This is a genomic window from Nocardiopsis sp. NPDC055824, assembly GCF_053616335.1.
On sequence record NZ_JBSHDN010000083.1, the window covers coordinates 1 to 15,369 of the forward strand.

Here is a 15,369-nt window from a genome sequence, read left to right on the forward strand (position 1 = left end):
GAGGGGGCGCCCCTGTGGAGCATGCGGCTACGAGCCGACCCGCTCCTCGGCCCGCTCGGCCCCGGACGTGCCGCCCTCGGGCGCACCCCCCGCGGCCTTGCGCTTGCGGGCGCGGCGCCGTTCGGCGCGCTCCGCGCTCCGCGCGGCACGGCGCTGCTTGGACCACTCCACCAGCTGGTAGAGGACCGGGACCAGGACCAGCGTCAGCACGGTCGAGGTCAGCAGGCCGCCGATCACCACGATCGCCAGCGGCGCGGAGATGAACGCCCCGCCGCCGGTGATCCCCAGGGCCATCGGGGTCAGTGCCGCGATGGTGGCGAGCGCCGTCATGAGGATGGGCCGCAGACGGTGGCGGGCACCCTCCACGATCGCCTCGCTGAGCGGCATCCCGTTGTTCTGGTTCTGGTTGATCAGGTCCATCAGGACGATGGCGTTGGTGATGACCACGCCGATGAGCATCAGCATGCCGACCATTCCGGCGATGCCCAGCGGGTTTCCGGTGATCAGGAGCAGGCCCAGCGAGCCGGTGATCGCGAACGGGATCGAGATCAGCAGCATGAGCGGCTGGAGCAGGCTCTTGAAGGTCGCGACCATGATCAGGTAGCAGATCACGACCGCGGCGAGCATCGCCAGCATCATCGAGGCGAAGCCCTCGGACTGGTCCTGGCTGACGCCGCCCAGGGTCGCCGAGGCGCCCTCCGGCAGGTCCAGCCCGTCGAGGGCCTCGGTGATGGAGGCGCTCACCGCGCCCAGGTCGGAGGCGGTGACGCTCGCCGACACGGTGGCGCTGGTGATGCCGTCGATCCGGGTGAGCTCCGGCTGCTGGAGCACCTCCTCGACCGTGGCCACGTCGGACAGCGGGACGGCCCCGGTCGCGCCCATGACGGGCAGGTCCTCCAGGTCGTCCACCGTCTGCGGGGCCTCGTCGAAGCGGACCACCAGGTCACGGCGGGTGTCGTCGAGGGTGACGGTGCCGACGTTCTGGCCGTTGAAGGCCGCGGAGACCTGCTGGCCGACCGCCGCCTCGGTGAGGCCGACGGCCGCGGCCTCCTCGCCGTCGACGCTGACCTCCAGCGAGGACTGCTCCGCGGCGACGCTGTTGGTGATGTCGGCGGTGCCGTCGATCGCGCTCAGCTCGTCCTCGACCATGCCGGTGGCCTCGGCGAGGACCTCCTGGTCGTCCGCGCTGACCTGCACCTCGATGCCGGATCCGCCCATGGCGCCCATGCTGCTCAGGACGGGCTCGTACTCGGTGTCCAGGTCCGCGAGGGTGTCGCGGAGCACGTCGCGGTTGCGGGCCTGGTCGGTGTCGGGGTCGGCGGTGACCGTGTAGTCGACCTGGCTGCTGCCTCCGCCGCCCATCATCCCGGCCATGCCCCCGCCGCCGACGTTGGTCTGGTAGGACTCCACCCAGGCGAACCCGGCCAGGGCGTCCTCGACCTTGACGGCCTCGGCGTCGGCCTCCTCCAGGGACGTGCCCGGGGGCAGCTCCTGGACGATCGCGTAGGAGTTCTCCTCGGACTGCCCCATCCAGTCGGTCTCGAGGTTGGTGGCCATGAGAACGGTGCCGGCGAAGATGACGACCGAGGCGAGCAGGGTCGTGATCGTGGCGACCTTGCGCTTGGTGGTGATCCACCGGATGACGGGCAGGTAGGCGCGCTGGAGGACGCCCTTGCGCTCGCGCTCGTTCTCCTCCTGCTCGATCTCCTCCTGGGTGGCGTCCCCGATGTCCTTGGGGCGCATGAACCAGTAGCAGAGCACCGGGATGAGGGTGATGGAGACGATCAGCGAGGCGGCCAGGGCGAGGCTGGCGGTGACCGCGAACGGCATGAACAGCTCGCCGACCATGCCGCCGACGAACGCCAGCGGGAGGAACACGGCGATCGTGGCGAGGGTGGAGGAGACCACGGCGGCGGCGACCTCGCGCACACCGGTCCGGACGGCCTCCATCCGCTCCTTGCCGTAGTCGAGGTGCCTGCGGATGTTCTCCAGCACCACGATGGAGTCGTCGACCACACGCCCGATGGAGATCGTGATGGCGGCGAGGGTCAGCATGTTGAGGCTGAACCCGAACGCCTGCATCCCGAGGAACCCGATCAGGACCGACACCGGGATGGACACCGCGGTGACCAGGGTGGAGCGGATCGACAGGAGGAAGACGAGGATGATGACGACGGCGGCGACGAGGCCCATGCCGCCCTCCTCGACCATCGCGAGGATCGACTCGTTGATGTAGGGGGCCTGGTCGAAGACCACGCTGATGTCGATGTTCGAGCCGAGGACGTCGGCCTGCTCGTCGAGGACCCGCTGGACCCCCTCGGACACCTCGACGGTGTTGCCGTCGGGCGTCGCCATGACCATGACGCCGATGCTCGGGTCGCCGTTGACGCGGGCCAGCGTGGTGGCCTCGTCCTGGACGAGTTCGACGTCGGCGACCTCGGAGATCTGGACCGGGGCCGGCGGGGCCGCGGGGGGCGCTCCGGGCGCCGCGGCGGACATGTCGCCGGCGGCGGCCGAGGGCTGGACCCAGACGTCCTCGATCTGCTCGACGGAGGAGAACTGCTCGCCGGTGGTCACGCTCAGGGTGCGGCCGTCGGAGTCGATGTCACCGCCGGGTTGGAGCAGGCCGCTCGACTGGAGGGCCTGGGTGAGGTCCTGGGGGGACAGCCCCGCGGAGGCGAGCTCGTCCGCGTCCGGGCTGACGACGACGTCGGAGCCCATGGCGCCGGTGACCATCGCCGAGCGCACGCCGGGGAGGGACTCGATCTCGGGGACGAGGTGCGTCTCCAGCGGTTCGACCATGGACTGGTCGTCGCCGTCCTCGGCGCCCGCGGCGAGCATCACGACCGGCATCATGTCCGTGCTGAAGGACATGACGCTGGTGCTGACGTCCTCGGGGAGCATGCCGGAGATCTGGTCGACCGCGATCTGCGTCTGGCGCACCAGGTCGTCCTGGTCGGAGCCGTAGTCGAACTCGACGGTGACCTGGGAGGAGCCGGTGCTGGAGGTGGAGGTCACCGTGGTGGCGCCCGCCACGCCCTGGACGGCCTGCTCCAGGGGCTCGGTGACCTGGTTCTCCACGACCTGGGGCGAGGCGCCCTGGTAGGTGCCGGAGACCATCACCATCGGGAGGGACATCTCCGGGAAGAGCTCCCGCTTGGCCGAGGCGGCCGCGAGGACGCCGAAGAAGAGGACGGCCAGGGTGACGAGCAGGACCAGCGCCCGGTTCTTGAGCGACATGACCGCGAGGCGGTTCATACCGTGGCCCCTTCCGAGCGGCGGGCGGCGGTCCCTGCCGGGGGACGGCCCGTACCACGGGCCCTTGTGGCCGATCTGGACATGAGAGGTTTTCGCTCCTAGTTCGCTGCTGACCACGGGAGCAGACCGTGGTGTGGTGGTCGAGCGCTTTCCGACGACCGTCGGGCGGGCACGCCGTCACTGCGGTCTGGCGACCGGTCCTCGAACGTGTGGTGCTGGTGGGGACGCAGGTTGTGCGTTCGCGATGTGCGGCACAGGGGGAGCATCCGCCTGGCGCACGATTCAGAATACGTCGCGTTATATCGGAAGATCAGCCAACCCCGTCCGGTTCAGGGGACTCTCAGGGGCGCGTCAGTCTTCTGTCAGGGTCGATCCCTGACCAAAGTTAGGGACGTCCGCCGTAAGTCGGAGTCCCCCGGGGTGAGGTGGGCCTTCCCGCGGCCTCAGACCCCGGTTCCTTGTAAGGGACATCACAGCCACGATTTCCGGTCCACCAAAAAAAGACGTCGCGACCGGGGCGCGACGCCTCCACGAAAACGGCCTGTGGACAACCGGGAGAGCGGGGCCCGCCGGGGCATCCTGAAGGGGTGGGACTCAGCCCACCCGGTGCTCCTCCAGGGGCTCGTGCGGCTGGGAGGTCCCCCACACCACGCGCAGGAGGTCCTCCAGCGCGTGCGCCAGGGATGCGTCCACCAGCTCGTAGCTGACCTGGCGGCCGCGGGCGTGGGTGTGCACCAGCCCGCAGTCGCGCAGGCAGGCGAGGTGGTTGGAGACGTTCTGCCGGGTGAGTCCGAGCTGGTCGGCCAGTCCGGCCGGATAGTTCGGACCCTCGAGGAGGGCCAGGAGGAGGCGGGACCGGGTCGGATCGGACAGCGCGCGCCCGAGCCGGTGGATGGCGGACAGGCGCTGCTCGGAGGTCAACATGAAAACCATTGTACATAGTTTGCTGTATAGACAGCCTTGGCTGTATAAACAGTGAAGACTGAACTATGGGGCGCGGTCGCACACGGCGCCCGAGGGCACGGGACGACGCGGACAAGAGGGAGGCGCCGTGGGAGCGGGACACGGGCACGGACACGGGCACGCGATCACCGCCGGTGCGGCCAACAGCAGGAGGCTCGTGCTGGTCCTGGCGATGATGGTCGCCGTCGCCGCCGTCCAGGTCGTGGGCGCCGCGTACAGCGGCAGCCTGGCGCTGCTCGCCGACGCCGGCCACACGGTCACCGACTCCTTCGGCGTGGCCCTGGCGCTGGCCGCCGTCTGGATCGCCTCCCGTCCCGCCACCAGCCGACGGACCTTCGGCTACCAGCGCGCCGAGATCCTCGCCGCCGCGGTCAACGCGCTCGTGCTGTTCCTGCTGTGCGGGTTCATCGTGGTCGAGGCGGTCGACCGCCTCCGGTCGCCCGCCGAGGTGTCCGGCGCGGGCATGGTCGCCGTCGCCGCGTTCGGCCTGGTCGCCAACATCGCCGCGCTGTTCGTCCTCCGCTCGGGCGCCAAGGACAGCCTCAACGTCAAGGGCGCCTACCTGGAGGTCATGAGCGACGCCCTCGCCTCCGTCGGCGTCATCGTCGGCGGGATCGCCGTGTGGCTGACCGGGTGGGGCCGGATCGACACCCTCGTCTCCCTGGGCATCGCCGCCATCATCGTGCCCCGGGCCTGGTCCCTGCTGCGCGAGGCCGTGCACATCCTGCTGGAGGCCACCCCCGAGGGCATGGACCTCAGCGAGGTGCGCGACCACCTCCTCGGGCACCCCGCGGTCCTGGACGTCCACGACCTGCACGCCTGGACCATCACCTCCGGGGTGCCCGTGATGTCGGCGCACGTGGTGGTCGCCGAGGAACACCTCCGGGACACCGGGAGAATGCTCGACGAACTCCACTCCTGCCTGACCGGCCACTTCGACGTCGAGCACTCCACCCTGCAACTGGAGCCTCCGGGCCACGCCGACCACGAGGGCGCCAGACACGACTGAGCGGGCGTCCTCCCAGCCCTGAGCGGCCCCTCCGGTCCCTACGCACCGGGCCGTCGACGTGACCAAACCCGCAACCTTTGACAGAATCGTTCGCGCTTCGTCGAAGGAGGAGAATCCGGTGAAAACCACACACGGCCACGGGCTGCGCACCCGGTGAGCCGACGCCCCCGCCCGCGCGGAGGCAGCCTCGGCGCGCTGGTCCGCAGGACGGCCCCCCGCCTCCGGTCGCCGAAGACCCTCCTCCGCCCGCGCCTGGCCTGGCGGCCGACCAGGGAACTCCTCGCATGGCGCAAACCGGCCCGCGTCTTCCTCCTCGTCTTCCTCGCCGTGGACCTGGTCGGCACCGCCCTGCTGATGAGCCCGCTGGCCACCCCCGGCAGCGAGGGGCTGGACTTCGTCCCCGCGCTCTTCACGGCCACGTCCGCCCTGGCCGTGTGCGGGCTCGGCGTGATCTCGATCGGCCACGACCTCAACCTCTTCGGCCAGATCGTCATGCTCGCCCTGATGCAGGTCGGGGGCATCGGGATCATGACCCTGGCGTCCGTGCTCGGAACGGCCATGATCCACCGCTTCCGGCTGCGTTCCCAGCTCAACGTGCAGGCCGAGACGCGGAGCCTGTGGATCGGGGACGTCTCCGGCGTGGTCCGCCGCGTCGCCCTGGTCTTCCTGGCGCTCCAGGGCCTGACGTTCCTGCTCATCACGCCCCGGATGTGGCTGGGCTACGACATGTCCCCGGGGGAGGCCGCCTACTCCGGCCTGTTCCACTCGATCTCGGCGTTCAACAACGCCGGCATCTCCCTCTACGACGACAGCATGATGCGCTTCTCGGGGGATCCGCTCATCCTCCTGCCGGTGGCCTTCGCGGTGATCCTCGGCGGCCTCGGCTTCCCGATCCTGCTCGAACTGCGCCGCAACCTCGGCGAGCCCCGCACGTGGAGCCTGCACGCCAAGATCACCATCACGACCACGGCCATCCTCTTCCTGGGGAGCTTCCCGCTCATCACCGCGATGGAGTGGGGCAACCCCGCGACGCTCGGGGCGATGCACTGGACGGACAAGCTCACGGACGGCTTCTTCCACAGCGTGATGCCCCGCAGCGGGGGGCTGAACTCCGTCCCGGTCGGGGAGATGCAGGACTCCACGCTGCTGCTGACGATCATGCTCATGTTCGTCGGCAACGGCAGCGCCGGAACGGCCGGCGGAATCAAGGTCGCGACCCTGGCCGTGATCTTCCTCGTGGTGCTGGCGGAGATCCGCGCGCACAACGAGGTGCACGTGTTCGACCGCAAGCTCCCGCCCGGGGTGATCCGCCAGTCCCTCAGCCTGGTGTTCCTGTCCGCGACGGTCGTCGCGTTCAGCTCGCTGCTGCTCATGCACACGACCCCCTTCCACTTCCTCCCGGTGGTGTTCGAGGTCGTCTCCGCCTTCGGCGTGGTGGGGCTCTCCACCGGCATCACCCCCGAGCTGCCCCCGTGGGCCCAGTGCCTGCTCGTCGCGCTCATGGTCGCGGGGCGCATCGGCCCCATCACCGTCGCCACCGCCCTGGCCTTCCGCGACCGCCGCCGGCGCTACGATCTCGCCGAGGCCAGGCCGATCATCGGCTGAGCCGCACAGACAGGAGTCACCCGTGCCACACCGCAACAGGAACGACGACAAGAGCGTCCTGGTCATCGGCCTCGGCCGGTTCGGCAGTTCCCTCGCCCTCGAACTGGTCAACCGCGGCTGGGACGTCCTCGGCGTGGACACCAGTCCGCGCCTGGTGCAGACCTACGCCGACGCCCTCACCCACACGGTGATCGCGGACGCCACGGACGAGGAGGCGCTGCGCCAGATCGGCGCCTCCAACTTCAACCGGGCGGTGGTGGCCATCGGCACCCACCTGGAGGAGAGCATCCTGGCCACGTCACAGCTGGTGGACCTGGGGGTGTCGACCATCTGGGCGAAGGCGACGAGCCGTCGGCACGGCCGCATCCTGGAGCAGGTGGGAGCCCACCACGTGGTGCTGCCCGAGCACGACATGGGCGAGCGGGTGGCGCACCTGCTGTCGGGGCAGATGCTCGACTACGTGGAGCTGGAGGAGGGGTTCTCCCTCGGAAAGACCAAGGCTCCCAAGGAGCTGCTGGGCAAATCCCTGCGCGAGACGGGAGTGCGCCAGGAGTACGGGATCACCGTGGTCTCGGTCAAGCGCATGGGCGCGGAGTTCACGTACGCGACCCAGGAGACGGTGCTCAACAAGGGCGATGTGATCGTGGTCGCGGGACGGACCGACGACGTCGAGCGGTTCTCGGAGATCGTGTAGAACCCGGGCGGATCCGACACCCGGGAGACATCCTCCACAAGCAGACAAATTGACAACCGTTTTCATTATCCCGATGATTGACCCATGCGAACAGGGACAACCGTGCGGGCCGCCGTCCTCGGCACCGCGACACTCATGATGATCACCGCCTGCGGAAGCGGAGGAGGCGGGGCCGAGGACACGGGTGTCCCCCCGGCCGACGCCGACCTGACCGTGGTCACCGGCGTCTACCCCCTGGAGTGGCTCGCCCGCGAGATCGGCGGGGACGGCGTGGCCGTCACCCAGCTGACCGAGCCCGGCACCGAACCCCACGACCTGGAGCTCACCGGCCGCCAGGTGGGCGAGGTCAGCGAGGCCGACATCGCGTTCTTCGTCGGGGGCCTCCAGCCCGCGGTGGACGACGCGATCTCCCAGGAGGCCTCGGACAGCGCGCTCGACGTGGGCGACGTCGTGCACCTGCGTCCGGCCGGAGGCGAGGACGAGGAGCACGGGGACGAGGAGCACGCCCACGAGGACGAGCACGGCCACGAGGACGAGCACGCCCATGAGGAGGAGGAGGGGGAGGAGGAGCACGACCACGGTGAGCACGACCCCCACTTCTGGCTGGACGTGGAGCTGATGGCGGAGACCGCCCGGGCCCTCGGCGAGCGGATGGGCGAGGTCCACCCGGAGGGCGCCGACGCCTACGAGCAGAACGTCGAGGCCGTGACGGCGGAGCTGGAGGCGATCGGCCAGGAGTACGAGGAGGGCCTGGCCTCCTGCGAGCACCACGACGTCGTCGTCGGCCACACCGCGTTCACGTACCTGACCGAGGCCTACGGCCTCGAACAGGTCGGCGTCAGCGGGGTGGACCCCGACACCGAGCCCTCCCCGTCGCAGATCGCCGCGATCACCGACATCGTGCGGGAGCGCGACATCACCACGGTCTTCACCGAACCGCTGATGCCGCCGGAGACGGCCGAGACCATCGCCTCCGAGACCGGTGCCGAGGTGCGGGTGCTCGACCCGCTGGAGGGCGTCACCGAGGACTCCCCCGGCGACGACTACCCGTCGATCATGCGGGGCAACCTGGCCGCGCTGACCACCGCACTGGGCTGCTCCTGACCTCGAACGCCTGACGGCGTCCCGCCGCGACCGGGCCCCTGCCCGGCCGGCCCCCGTGAGCCCCACCTGTCCGGTACGTGCCGGACGGGTGGGGCTCACGCGTGTCCGGCACCGTGCCGAGCGCCGGAATCGCACCCGTGTCGTCCCGTTCGTCGGGGTCCGGACACCTGTCCCGAACGGTTGGATTACACCGCGCTTACATAGAACCAAACCCCCGGACAAGTGGCGAGGGTCACGCTATGCTTATGAAGTGTCAGTGCTTGTGCACGTGCATCTGGCGGTGCATCAGCACGGACGTTCCCCTCGCAGATCCGAAGGAGCAGCACAGCATGACCGCACACAACGGCATCACCGCGACCGAGCTGACCGATGTCGCCTGGCAGAAGGCCAAGCGCAGCAACTCCCAGGGCGCCTGCGTCGAGATGGCCCGCCTGAGCGACGGCTCGATCGCCGTGCGCAACTCCCGGTTTCCGTCCGGGCCGGCGCTGGTCTACACCCAGGAGGAGATCGACTGCATGATCCTGGGCGCCAAGGACGGTGACTTCGACAACCTGCTCAGCTAGGACGAGTCCCCACCGACAATGCCGTCGGGGGCTTCGGAGCGCCCGGGGGAGTTCCGCCCGGGGACCCTCCGCACTCACCGACCCGGTTGCCACGCCCTCACCCGGGTCGACCGAGGATACGGACAGAAGGGCCCTGTCCAGTGGACAGGGCCCTTCAACATCCGGAAAGGCCCGCCTCGGCGGGCCTGCGTTCGTCTCCCCTCACCACCGCTCCGCCCCTCCGCGGGCAACGGTGAACGGCTATTTGAGGTCTTCCCGGATCTCCTTGAGGATGTCGAGCGTCTCGTCCGGGGTGGCCGCGGCCACACTCAGCCGGGTCATCGCCTTGGTGTACGCCTCCACCACGTTGCGGCGGTCGATGAGCTCGCCGTCGTGGAGCTGCTCCAGGTACACCATGTCCGCGAGCTCGAACTCGGAGTACCTCAGCAGGGTGAAGGACCCGGCCTCGGCCGCGTGCGCGCCCACGGAGAAGGGGATGATCTGGAGGGTGATGTTGTCGTGCTCGCTGCTGAGGTGGATCAGGTGCTCGATCTGGCGGCGCATGATCTCCGGACCACGGCTGATCACGCCGATGGGGCGGCGCACCGCAGCCTCGTCGAGGATCACCCACATGCGCATGCTCGTGTCGTTCTCGATGCGTTTCTGTCTGCGCAGTCTCGCCTCGATGCGCTGCTCGGTGACCATGTCGGTCTCGACGCCGCCCGAGATGATCTCCCGTGCGTACTCCTCCGTCTGGAGCAGGCCCGGCACGAACTGGGACTCGTAGATGCGTATGTGGTCGGCGGCCTCCTCGAAGCCCACATAGCGGATGAACCACTTGTGGAGCGAGTCGCCGTACTCCTTCCACCACCCGGGCTTGTTGGATTCGCGGGCGACTTCGAGTAATTCCTTGATCGTCTTGCGGTCGGAGACCCCGTACATCTTGAGGAGGTCCTCGATATCGCGCAGCTTGAAACCGCCCCGGCCGAGTTCCATCCGGCTGATCTTCGACGCGGATGCCCGAATCCGGTTCCCCGCGTCCTCACGGGTGATACCCCGCTGTTCGCGGCGCTTACGAAGCTCGTGCCCGAGTAGCATGCGACGCACGGTGGGGCCGCTCCCCTTGCGCAATCGAGCGATATCCACGTTCGTCGCCTCTCTGTCATTCCCGGCACAAGGGTATCCGGGGTGGCGGGACACCTTTGCCTTGAGGTCAAGACACTACATGTACACGATATAACCGGAGCGCCCCCGCACCCGGGTACTCCATCGGTGACGGCGCCGGCCCCTCCGGGAGGGGCCGCCGTCGACCCCCGTCGCGGACGGCGGGCCACCGGGCCGGAGCCCCCGCGGACTTCGGGTGGCCGCGGGACGGCCGGTCACGGGACGCCTGACCGGGATCAGGCGAATTGTGCCCAAACGAACTTTCCGCCGGGAGACGTGGGAATCACACCCCACTCTCGCGCGAAAGCACTCACCAGGGCAAGTCCGCGCCCGCCCTCCATGGTCAGATCTGCTTCCCTTCTCCGGGGCAGCCGATCACCGCCGTCCCGGACCGCGCAGATGAATTCGCTCCCGCTGCGCATCAGTGAGAGCTGAATACCCCCCTCGCTCTGCCTGGTCAAGGGCAGGGGACCGCCGTGCCGGACCGCATTGGTGACCAATTCGGAAACGACCACCGCGACATCGCCGGACAAGTACTGCATCTCCCATTCGCGGAGAAGCGCCTCGGAAATCTCCCGCGCGGCCCCCACCGCCTGGGGCCTCGGCTCGAAGCTCCACGTGACCGCGTCGTGCCGGTCGCCGCAGACCGGGGTGTTCCAGCGCCGGGAACCGTGCGTCAGGACCTTGAGCCACCATCCGCCGGCAGGCTCCGTCACCGCCTCCGCACACTCCATGCCTTCCACTTCCTCCCTGACGCACCGTGGCGAGCAGCGACGACACGTCCCGGAAACCTCCGCGATCCCGCGAAGACACCTTCGGGCCCGTGCCGCTGCACGTCTCGTATGCACGTGCATCTCGGTCTTGGTGGCAATCGTAGGCCAAGCTTCGACAAAGTGCAGGGAAACAGGGGGACCAACTTCACCGGATCCCCGTTCCTCCCGGGCCCTCTCCCCGGCGCTCCCCGAAAGGCCGCACTCCCACCCCCACCCGCTTACCGACCGGTAGGGATGTGGATAGGATTCTGTCGCGCCCACCACGTGAATTCTGGAGGTAACCCCATGTCCCCAACGCCTCGTGTGGCCATCGTGACCGGAGCCGCCCGCGGGATCGGCGCCGCCACGGCTGAGCGCCTGGCGCGCGAAGGCCGGGCCGTCGCCGTCCTGGACCTGAAGGAGTCCGACGCCCAGGAGGTCGTGGACCGCATCACCGCCGGGGGCGGCACGGCCCTCGCCGTCGGATGCGACGTCTCCGACGCCGACCAGGTGGACGCCGCGGTCGCGACCGTCGCCGAACGCCTCGGCCCGCCCGCCATCCTGGTGAACAACGCGGGTGTCCTCCGCGACAACCTCCTGTTCAAGATGTCGGCGGACGACTGGGACACCGTGATGAACGTGCACCTGCGGGGCTCGTTCCTGATGAGCAAGGCCGCCCAGGCGCACATGACCGCGAACGGCTGGGGCCGCATCGTCAACCTGTCCAGCTCCTCCGCGCTGGGCAACCGGGGCCAGGCCAACTACTCCGCCGCCAAGGCCGGGCTCCAGGGGTTCACCAAGACCCTGGCGATCGAGCTGGGCAAGTTCGGCGTGACCTGCAACGCCGTCGCCCCCGGGTTCATCGAGACCGCGATGACCAGGGCCACGGCCGAGCGGATCGGCGTCAAGTACGAGGACATGAAGGCGTTCAAGGAGGCGGAGATCCCGGTGCGGCGGGTGGGCGTCCCCGAGGACATCGCCAACACGGTCGCGTTCCTCACCGGTGAGGACGCCGGGTTCGTGTCGGGCCAGGTCGTCTACGTGGCCGGCGGCCCGCTGGACTAGCGGTGCGCCGTCCACGGTCCGCCTCCGGGACCGTGCGCCCCGGCCGGGCACGCCTCCGGTCGGGGCGCCCGTGCGTCCCGTCCGGGGCCGGCCCGGCGCGCCGGGGTCCCGCCCCGGCGCGCTGCCCGCGCGGGGGCGTCCGGGACGGTCAGCGTGCGGGGCCCCGGGGAGAGGGCACCGGACCTCCGTCGCCGCGCGCCTCCTCCATTGCCTCCGTGACGGTCCCGCAGACCTCCTCCACGAGTGCCACGCCGGTGGCGTAGTCGTGGCTCCCGTCGGACAGGACCGCGATGAGGTACTCGTGGTCGGGGCCGCTCACGTAGCCGACCGTGTTGACGGTCCACAGCCCCCGGTTGCCCTCGCGGGGCGTCCAGCCGTTCTTGAGGCCGACCGTGTCCCCCGGGACGGCCGAGGCCGACACCCCCCAGGCCTGTTCCGGGGCGACGGACTCCATCAGCCCGCGGGCGTACGCACGGCTCTCCGGCGACAGCGGCCCCTCGCCGACGTACAGGATCCGCAGCAGCCGCACCTGGTCGGCCGCGGTGGTCGTCGTGGAGCCCCACACGCCGCGCGGGTCGGGGTCGGTACCGGTGAACCCGAGGGCGCGGACGCCGCTCGTGAACCCGTCGGTGAAGCCGATGCGTGCGTACAGGCCGTCGGTGACCTCGTTGTCGCTGTAGCGGATCATCTCCTCCGCCCGGTCCCGTTCGGACGCGGAGAGCCCGCGCCCCTCCTCCTCCGCGCGCAGGAGCAGCAGGGCGAGGATCGTCAGCTTGGACACGCTCGCGGTCGGGAACCGCTCGTGGGCGCCGTGGCTGAAGGTGGCGCCGGTGCGCAGGTCCTGGACGGCGACCGCGAAGTCCGCGGGGTGTTCGCCGACCAGCTCCTCCATCCGCCCGGTGAGCTCGTCCCGCTGCGCCGGCCCGAGTGTGCGCCCGCCGGTGGCCGGGCCGGTCAGGGGCGCGAAGGGCACGAGGGGCAGGGCGCTCTCCGAGAGCAGGGTTCGGACGAGGGCCGGGTCCGGCGCGGACAGTCCTCCGGCGGCCGAGGTGGCGCCGGGGACCGCGAGGGCCGTGAGCACGACGAGGCAGATCGCCGCCGTGGCGGCGGACCATGTTCGGATGATGTCGGCGGGGGGACGCCGGGGCACGCTATCACCGGTTCGTAGGAGCAGCAGGGGGGCTGTCCGGACATTATCCACCCGGCGCCCCGTGGGCGGCGATCCGGTGTCCGCCCGGCGTCGTGTGCCCGCGTCTCGTCAGGCGCGCGTGTCGTCGTCGATCCCCCGGGCCACCAGCGCCTCGCCCGTCGCGTCGGCCATCCGGAGCAGCTGGACGATCACCGGGACCACGAGCAGGTGGGGGCGCCCGGACAGCCCCCGCGCCCGATAGGCCTCCTGGGACGTCCGCCAGGCGTCGGCGACCATCGGGATGGAACGGATCGTCAGGGCGAGCACGAGCGCCACCCGGTCGGGGGCGACCCCGACGTGCCGGAGCGGGCGGGCCACGCGCTCGAAGAGGTCGAGCATCTCGCGCACGCGCGTGGTGAGCGTGACGACGTTGGCGAGCAGCACGAGCGCGGCCAGCTGCGCGCACAGGCGCACGGCCGTCTCCCACTCGCCGAACAGGACCTGGAACAGGGCGATGGCCAGCAGGAACGGCCACAGGACGCGCAGGACCCCCCAGGCGCGGGCGGGGGCCAGCCCGACCACGGGGTAGGCCAGGAGGGACGCGGCCAGCGCGCCGAGCGCGATCCGGTGGTCCGCGGCGGCGAGGAGCGCCACGCCTGCGGCGAGCAGTCCGAGGAGCTTGGCCCAGGCCGGGGCCCGGTAGAGGGGGCCGGTGCCGGGGACGTACAGGCCGATCGCGCTCACGCGCCGGCCTCCCGGTCCGCCCCGTCCATGAGCCGGAGGTAGTGGGCCACCGCTTCGGCGGGGGCCCCGTCGAAGGCCACCCGCCCCTCGTCCATGACCAGGACCCGGTCGAACCCGTCGAGCAGGTCGAGGTCGTGCGTGAACAGGACGACCTGCTGGTCGAGGCCGTCGAGGGTGCGGTGCACCATGCGGGTGTTGCGCAGGTCGAGCAGGGTGGTGGGCTCGTCGCACACCAGCACCTCGGGTTCGGTGGCCAGGACCGACGCCAGGGCGAGGAGTTGCTTCTGGCCTCCGGAGAGCAGGTGCCCGGGGTGGTCGCGGTGGCCGTCGAGGCCGTAGCGGACCAGGAAGGCGTCGACGCGGCGGGCGGTCTCCTCCCTCCCCAGTCGGAGGGAGCGCAGGCCGATCTCCACGTCCTCGGCGACCGTGGGCATGATGATCTGGTTGGCGGCGTCGGAGAAGACGAACCCGACCCGGCGCCGGATGTGCTTGGCGTGGCGCCGGGTGTCCCACTCCCCCAGCGTCACCCGGCCCTCGTCGGGGACGACGAGGCCGTTGAGGGTGCGGGCGAGCGTGGACTTGCCCGATCCGTTGGCCCCGATCACGCCGATGCGGTGCTCGGCGAGGTCGAGGGTGACGTCGCGCAGGACGGCGCGGTCGTCGTAGGAGTGGGAGACCCCCTGGAGGCGGAGCATCAGGCGGCTCCGCCGCCGCTGCCGGGCTCCTGGTCCGCCCCGTCGCGGACGGGGCGTCCGGCGGGTGGGATCGGGTAGGCGCGCAGGACCGCGGAGGCGATGAGCGCGGTGAGGACGACCTTGGCGGCGTCGCCGACCAGGTAGGTGGCCCCGGAGACGGCCGCGATCTCCCAGCTCTGCACGGCGACGGCGAGCCAGGGCAGTCCGATCGCGTAGACCACGACGATGCCGCCGAGGGCGTTGACCAGGACCCCCTGCCAGAGGCGGTAGCGGCCGTTGCGCAGCATCAGGTCGGTGAGCAGGCCGATGACGAGGGCGGCGGGGATCCAGCTCACGATGAACCCGGAGGAGGGGAGCGCCAGGGCTGCCAGCCCTCCCCTGCCTCCCGCGAAGAGCGGCAGTCCCGCCAGGCCGAGCACGACGAACGTGGCCACGGCCAGGCTGCCGCGCTTCCAGCCCAGGAGGCTGGGGGCGAGCATGATGCCCAGGGTCTGGAGGGTGACCGGCACCGGGGAGCCGGGGAAGGGGATCGCGACGGTGACGCTGAGGGCGGCGATGAGGGCCGCGAACACGGCGATGAGCGCCAGGTCGCGGGCGGTCAGACCCCTGTGGCGGACGTGCTTCTTCGTCCCGTTGGCGGGCATG

At 70.4% G+C, this 15,369-nt stretch carries 14 protein-coding genes; 6 read left to right on the forward strand and 8 right to left on the reverse strand.

What is annotated here, in order from left to right:
• Positions 1-27: 27 nt before the first annotated feature.
• A complete protein-coding gene (locus ACWGL3_RS17735; RefSeq protein WP_267946160.1) occupies positions 28-3,258 on the reverse strand; it encodes an efflux RND transporter permease subunit in 3,231 nt (1,076 codons plus the stop codon).
• Positions 3,259-3,852: 594 nt separating this feature from the next.
• Positions 3,853-4,182, reverse strand: a complete 330-nt coding sequence (gene cmtR / locus ACWGL3_RS17740) for a Cd(II)/Pb(II)-sensing metalloregulatory transcriptional regulator CmtR (RefSeq protein WP_267946161.1) — start codon at positions 4,180-4,182, stop codon at positions 3,853-3,855.
• 127 nt (positions 4,183-4,309) lie between these two features.
• Between cmtR and ACWGL3_RS17745 the strand changes: the two genes are divergently transcribed.
• The 5 genes from ACWGL3_RS17745 (at position 4,310) to ACWGL3_RS17765 (ending at position 9,196) form a co-directional block, all read left to right on the forward strand.
• A complete protein-coding gene (locus tag ACWGL3_RS17745; RefSeq protein ID WP_267946162.1) occupies positions 4,310-5,230 on the forward strand; it encodes a cation diffusion facilitator family transporter in 921 nt (306 codons plus the stop codon).
• 252 nt (positions 5,231-5,482) lie between these two features.
• The gene (locus ACWGL3_RS17750) at positions 5,483-6,835 is read left to right on the forward strand and encodes a TrkH family potassium uptake protein (RefSeq protein ID WP_267950483.1); all 1,353 of its coding nucleotides are present in this window, start codon (positions 5,483-5,485) and stop codon (positions 6,833-6,835) included.
• A 22-nt stretch (positions 6,836-6,857) separates the two neighbouring features.
• On the forward strand, positions 6,858-7,529 hold the full coding sequence (locus ACWGL3_RS17755) for a potassium channel family protein (protein WP_267946163.1): 672 nt from the start codon (positions 6,858-6,860) through the stop codon (positions 7,527-7,529).
• 84 nt (positions 7,530-7,613) lie between these two features.
• On the forward strand, positions 7,614-8,633 hold the full coding sequence (locus tag ACWGL3_RS17760; protein WP_267946164.1) for a metal ABC transporter substrate-binding protein: 1,020 nt from the start codon (positions 7,614-7,616) through the stop codon (positions 8,631-8,633).
• Between the two features lie 329 nt (positions 8,634-8,962).
• Complete coding sequence (locus ACWGL3_RS17765; protein WP_267946165.1) at positions 8,963-9,196, forward strand: DUF397 domain-containing protein; 234 nt, start codon at positions 8,963-8,965, stop codon at positions 9,194-9,196.
• Between the two features lie 240 nt (positions 9,197-9,436).
• Here the strand turns inward: ACWGL3_RS17765 and ACWGL3_RS17770 are convergent, their stop codons facing one another.
• Positions 9,437-10,273, reverse strand: a complete 837-nt coding sequence (locus ACWGL3_RS17770) for a helix-turn-helix domain-containing protein (protein ID WP_452461565.1) — start codon at positions 10,271-10,273, stop codon at positions 9,437-9,439.
• A gap of 302 nt (positions 10,274-10,575) precedes the next feature.
• Entirely contained in the window at positions 10,576-11,073 is a 498-nt protein-coding gene (locus tag ACWGL3_RS17775) for an ATP-binding protein (protein WP_267950484.1), read from the reverse strand.
• A gap of 324 nt (positions 11,074-11,397) precedes the next feature.
• Between ACWGL3_RS17775 and fabG the strand changes: the two genes are divergently transcribed.
• Positions 11,398-12,156 (forward strand): 3-oxoacyl-ACP reductase FabG, encoded by a 759-nt coding sequence (gene fabG / locus ACWGL3_RS17780; protein ID WP_267946167.1) that lies wholly within the window; start codon positions 11,398-11,400, stop codon positions 12,154-12,156.
• A 148-nt stretch (positions 12,157-12,304) separates the two neighbouring features.
• Here fabG and ACWGL3_RS17785 read toward each other — a convergent pair whose 3' ends face one another.
• The 4 genes from ACWGL3_RS17785 to ACWGL3_RS17800 form a co-directional block, all read right to left on the reverse strand.
• Complete coding sequence (locus ACWGL3_RS17785) at positions 12,305-13,306, reverse strand: serine hydrolase (RefSeq protein WP_267946168.1); 1,002 nt, start codon at positions 13,304-13,306, stop codon at positions 12,305-12,307.
• Positions 13,307-13,414: 108 nt separating this feature from the next.
• Positions 13,415-14,029: an energy-coupling factor transporter transmembrane component T family protein gene (locus ACWGL3_RS17790; RefSeq protein ID WP_267946169.1), complete on the reverse strand. Its 615-nt coding sequence runs from the start codon at positions 14,027-14,029 to the stop codon at positions 13,415-13,417.
• A complete protein-coding gene (locus ACWGL3_RS17795; RefSeq protein ID WP_267946170.1) occupies positions 14,026-14,724 on the reverse strand; it encodes an energy-coupling factor ABC transporter ATP-binding protein in 699 nt (232 codons plus the stop codon). The genes ACWGL3_RS17790 and ACWGL3_RS17795 overlap by 4 nt, the downstream gene beginning before the upstream one ends.
• Positions 14,724-15,368, reverse strand: a complete 645-nt coding sequence (locus tag ACWGL3_RS17800) for a biotin transporter BioY (protein ID WP_267946171.1) — start codon at positions 15,366-15,368, stop codon at positions 14,724-14,726. Before ACWGL3_RS17800 ends, ACWGL3_RS17795 begins: the two co-directional genes overlap by 1 nt.
• Position 15,369: the final 1 nt, after the last annotated feature.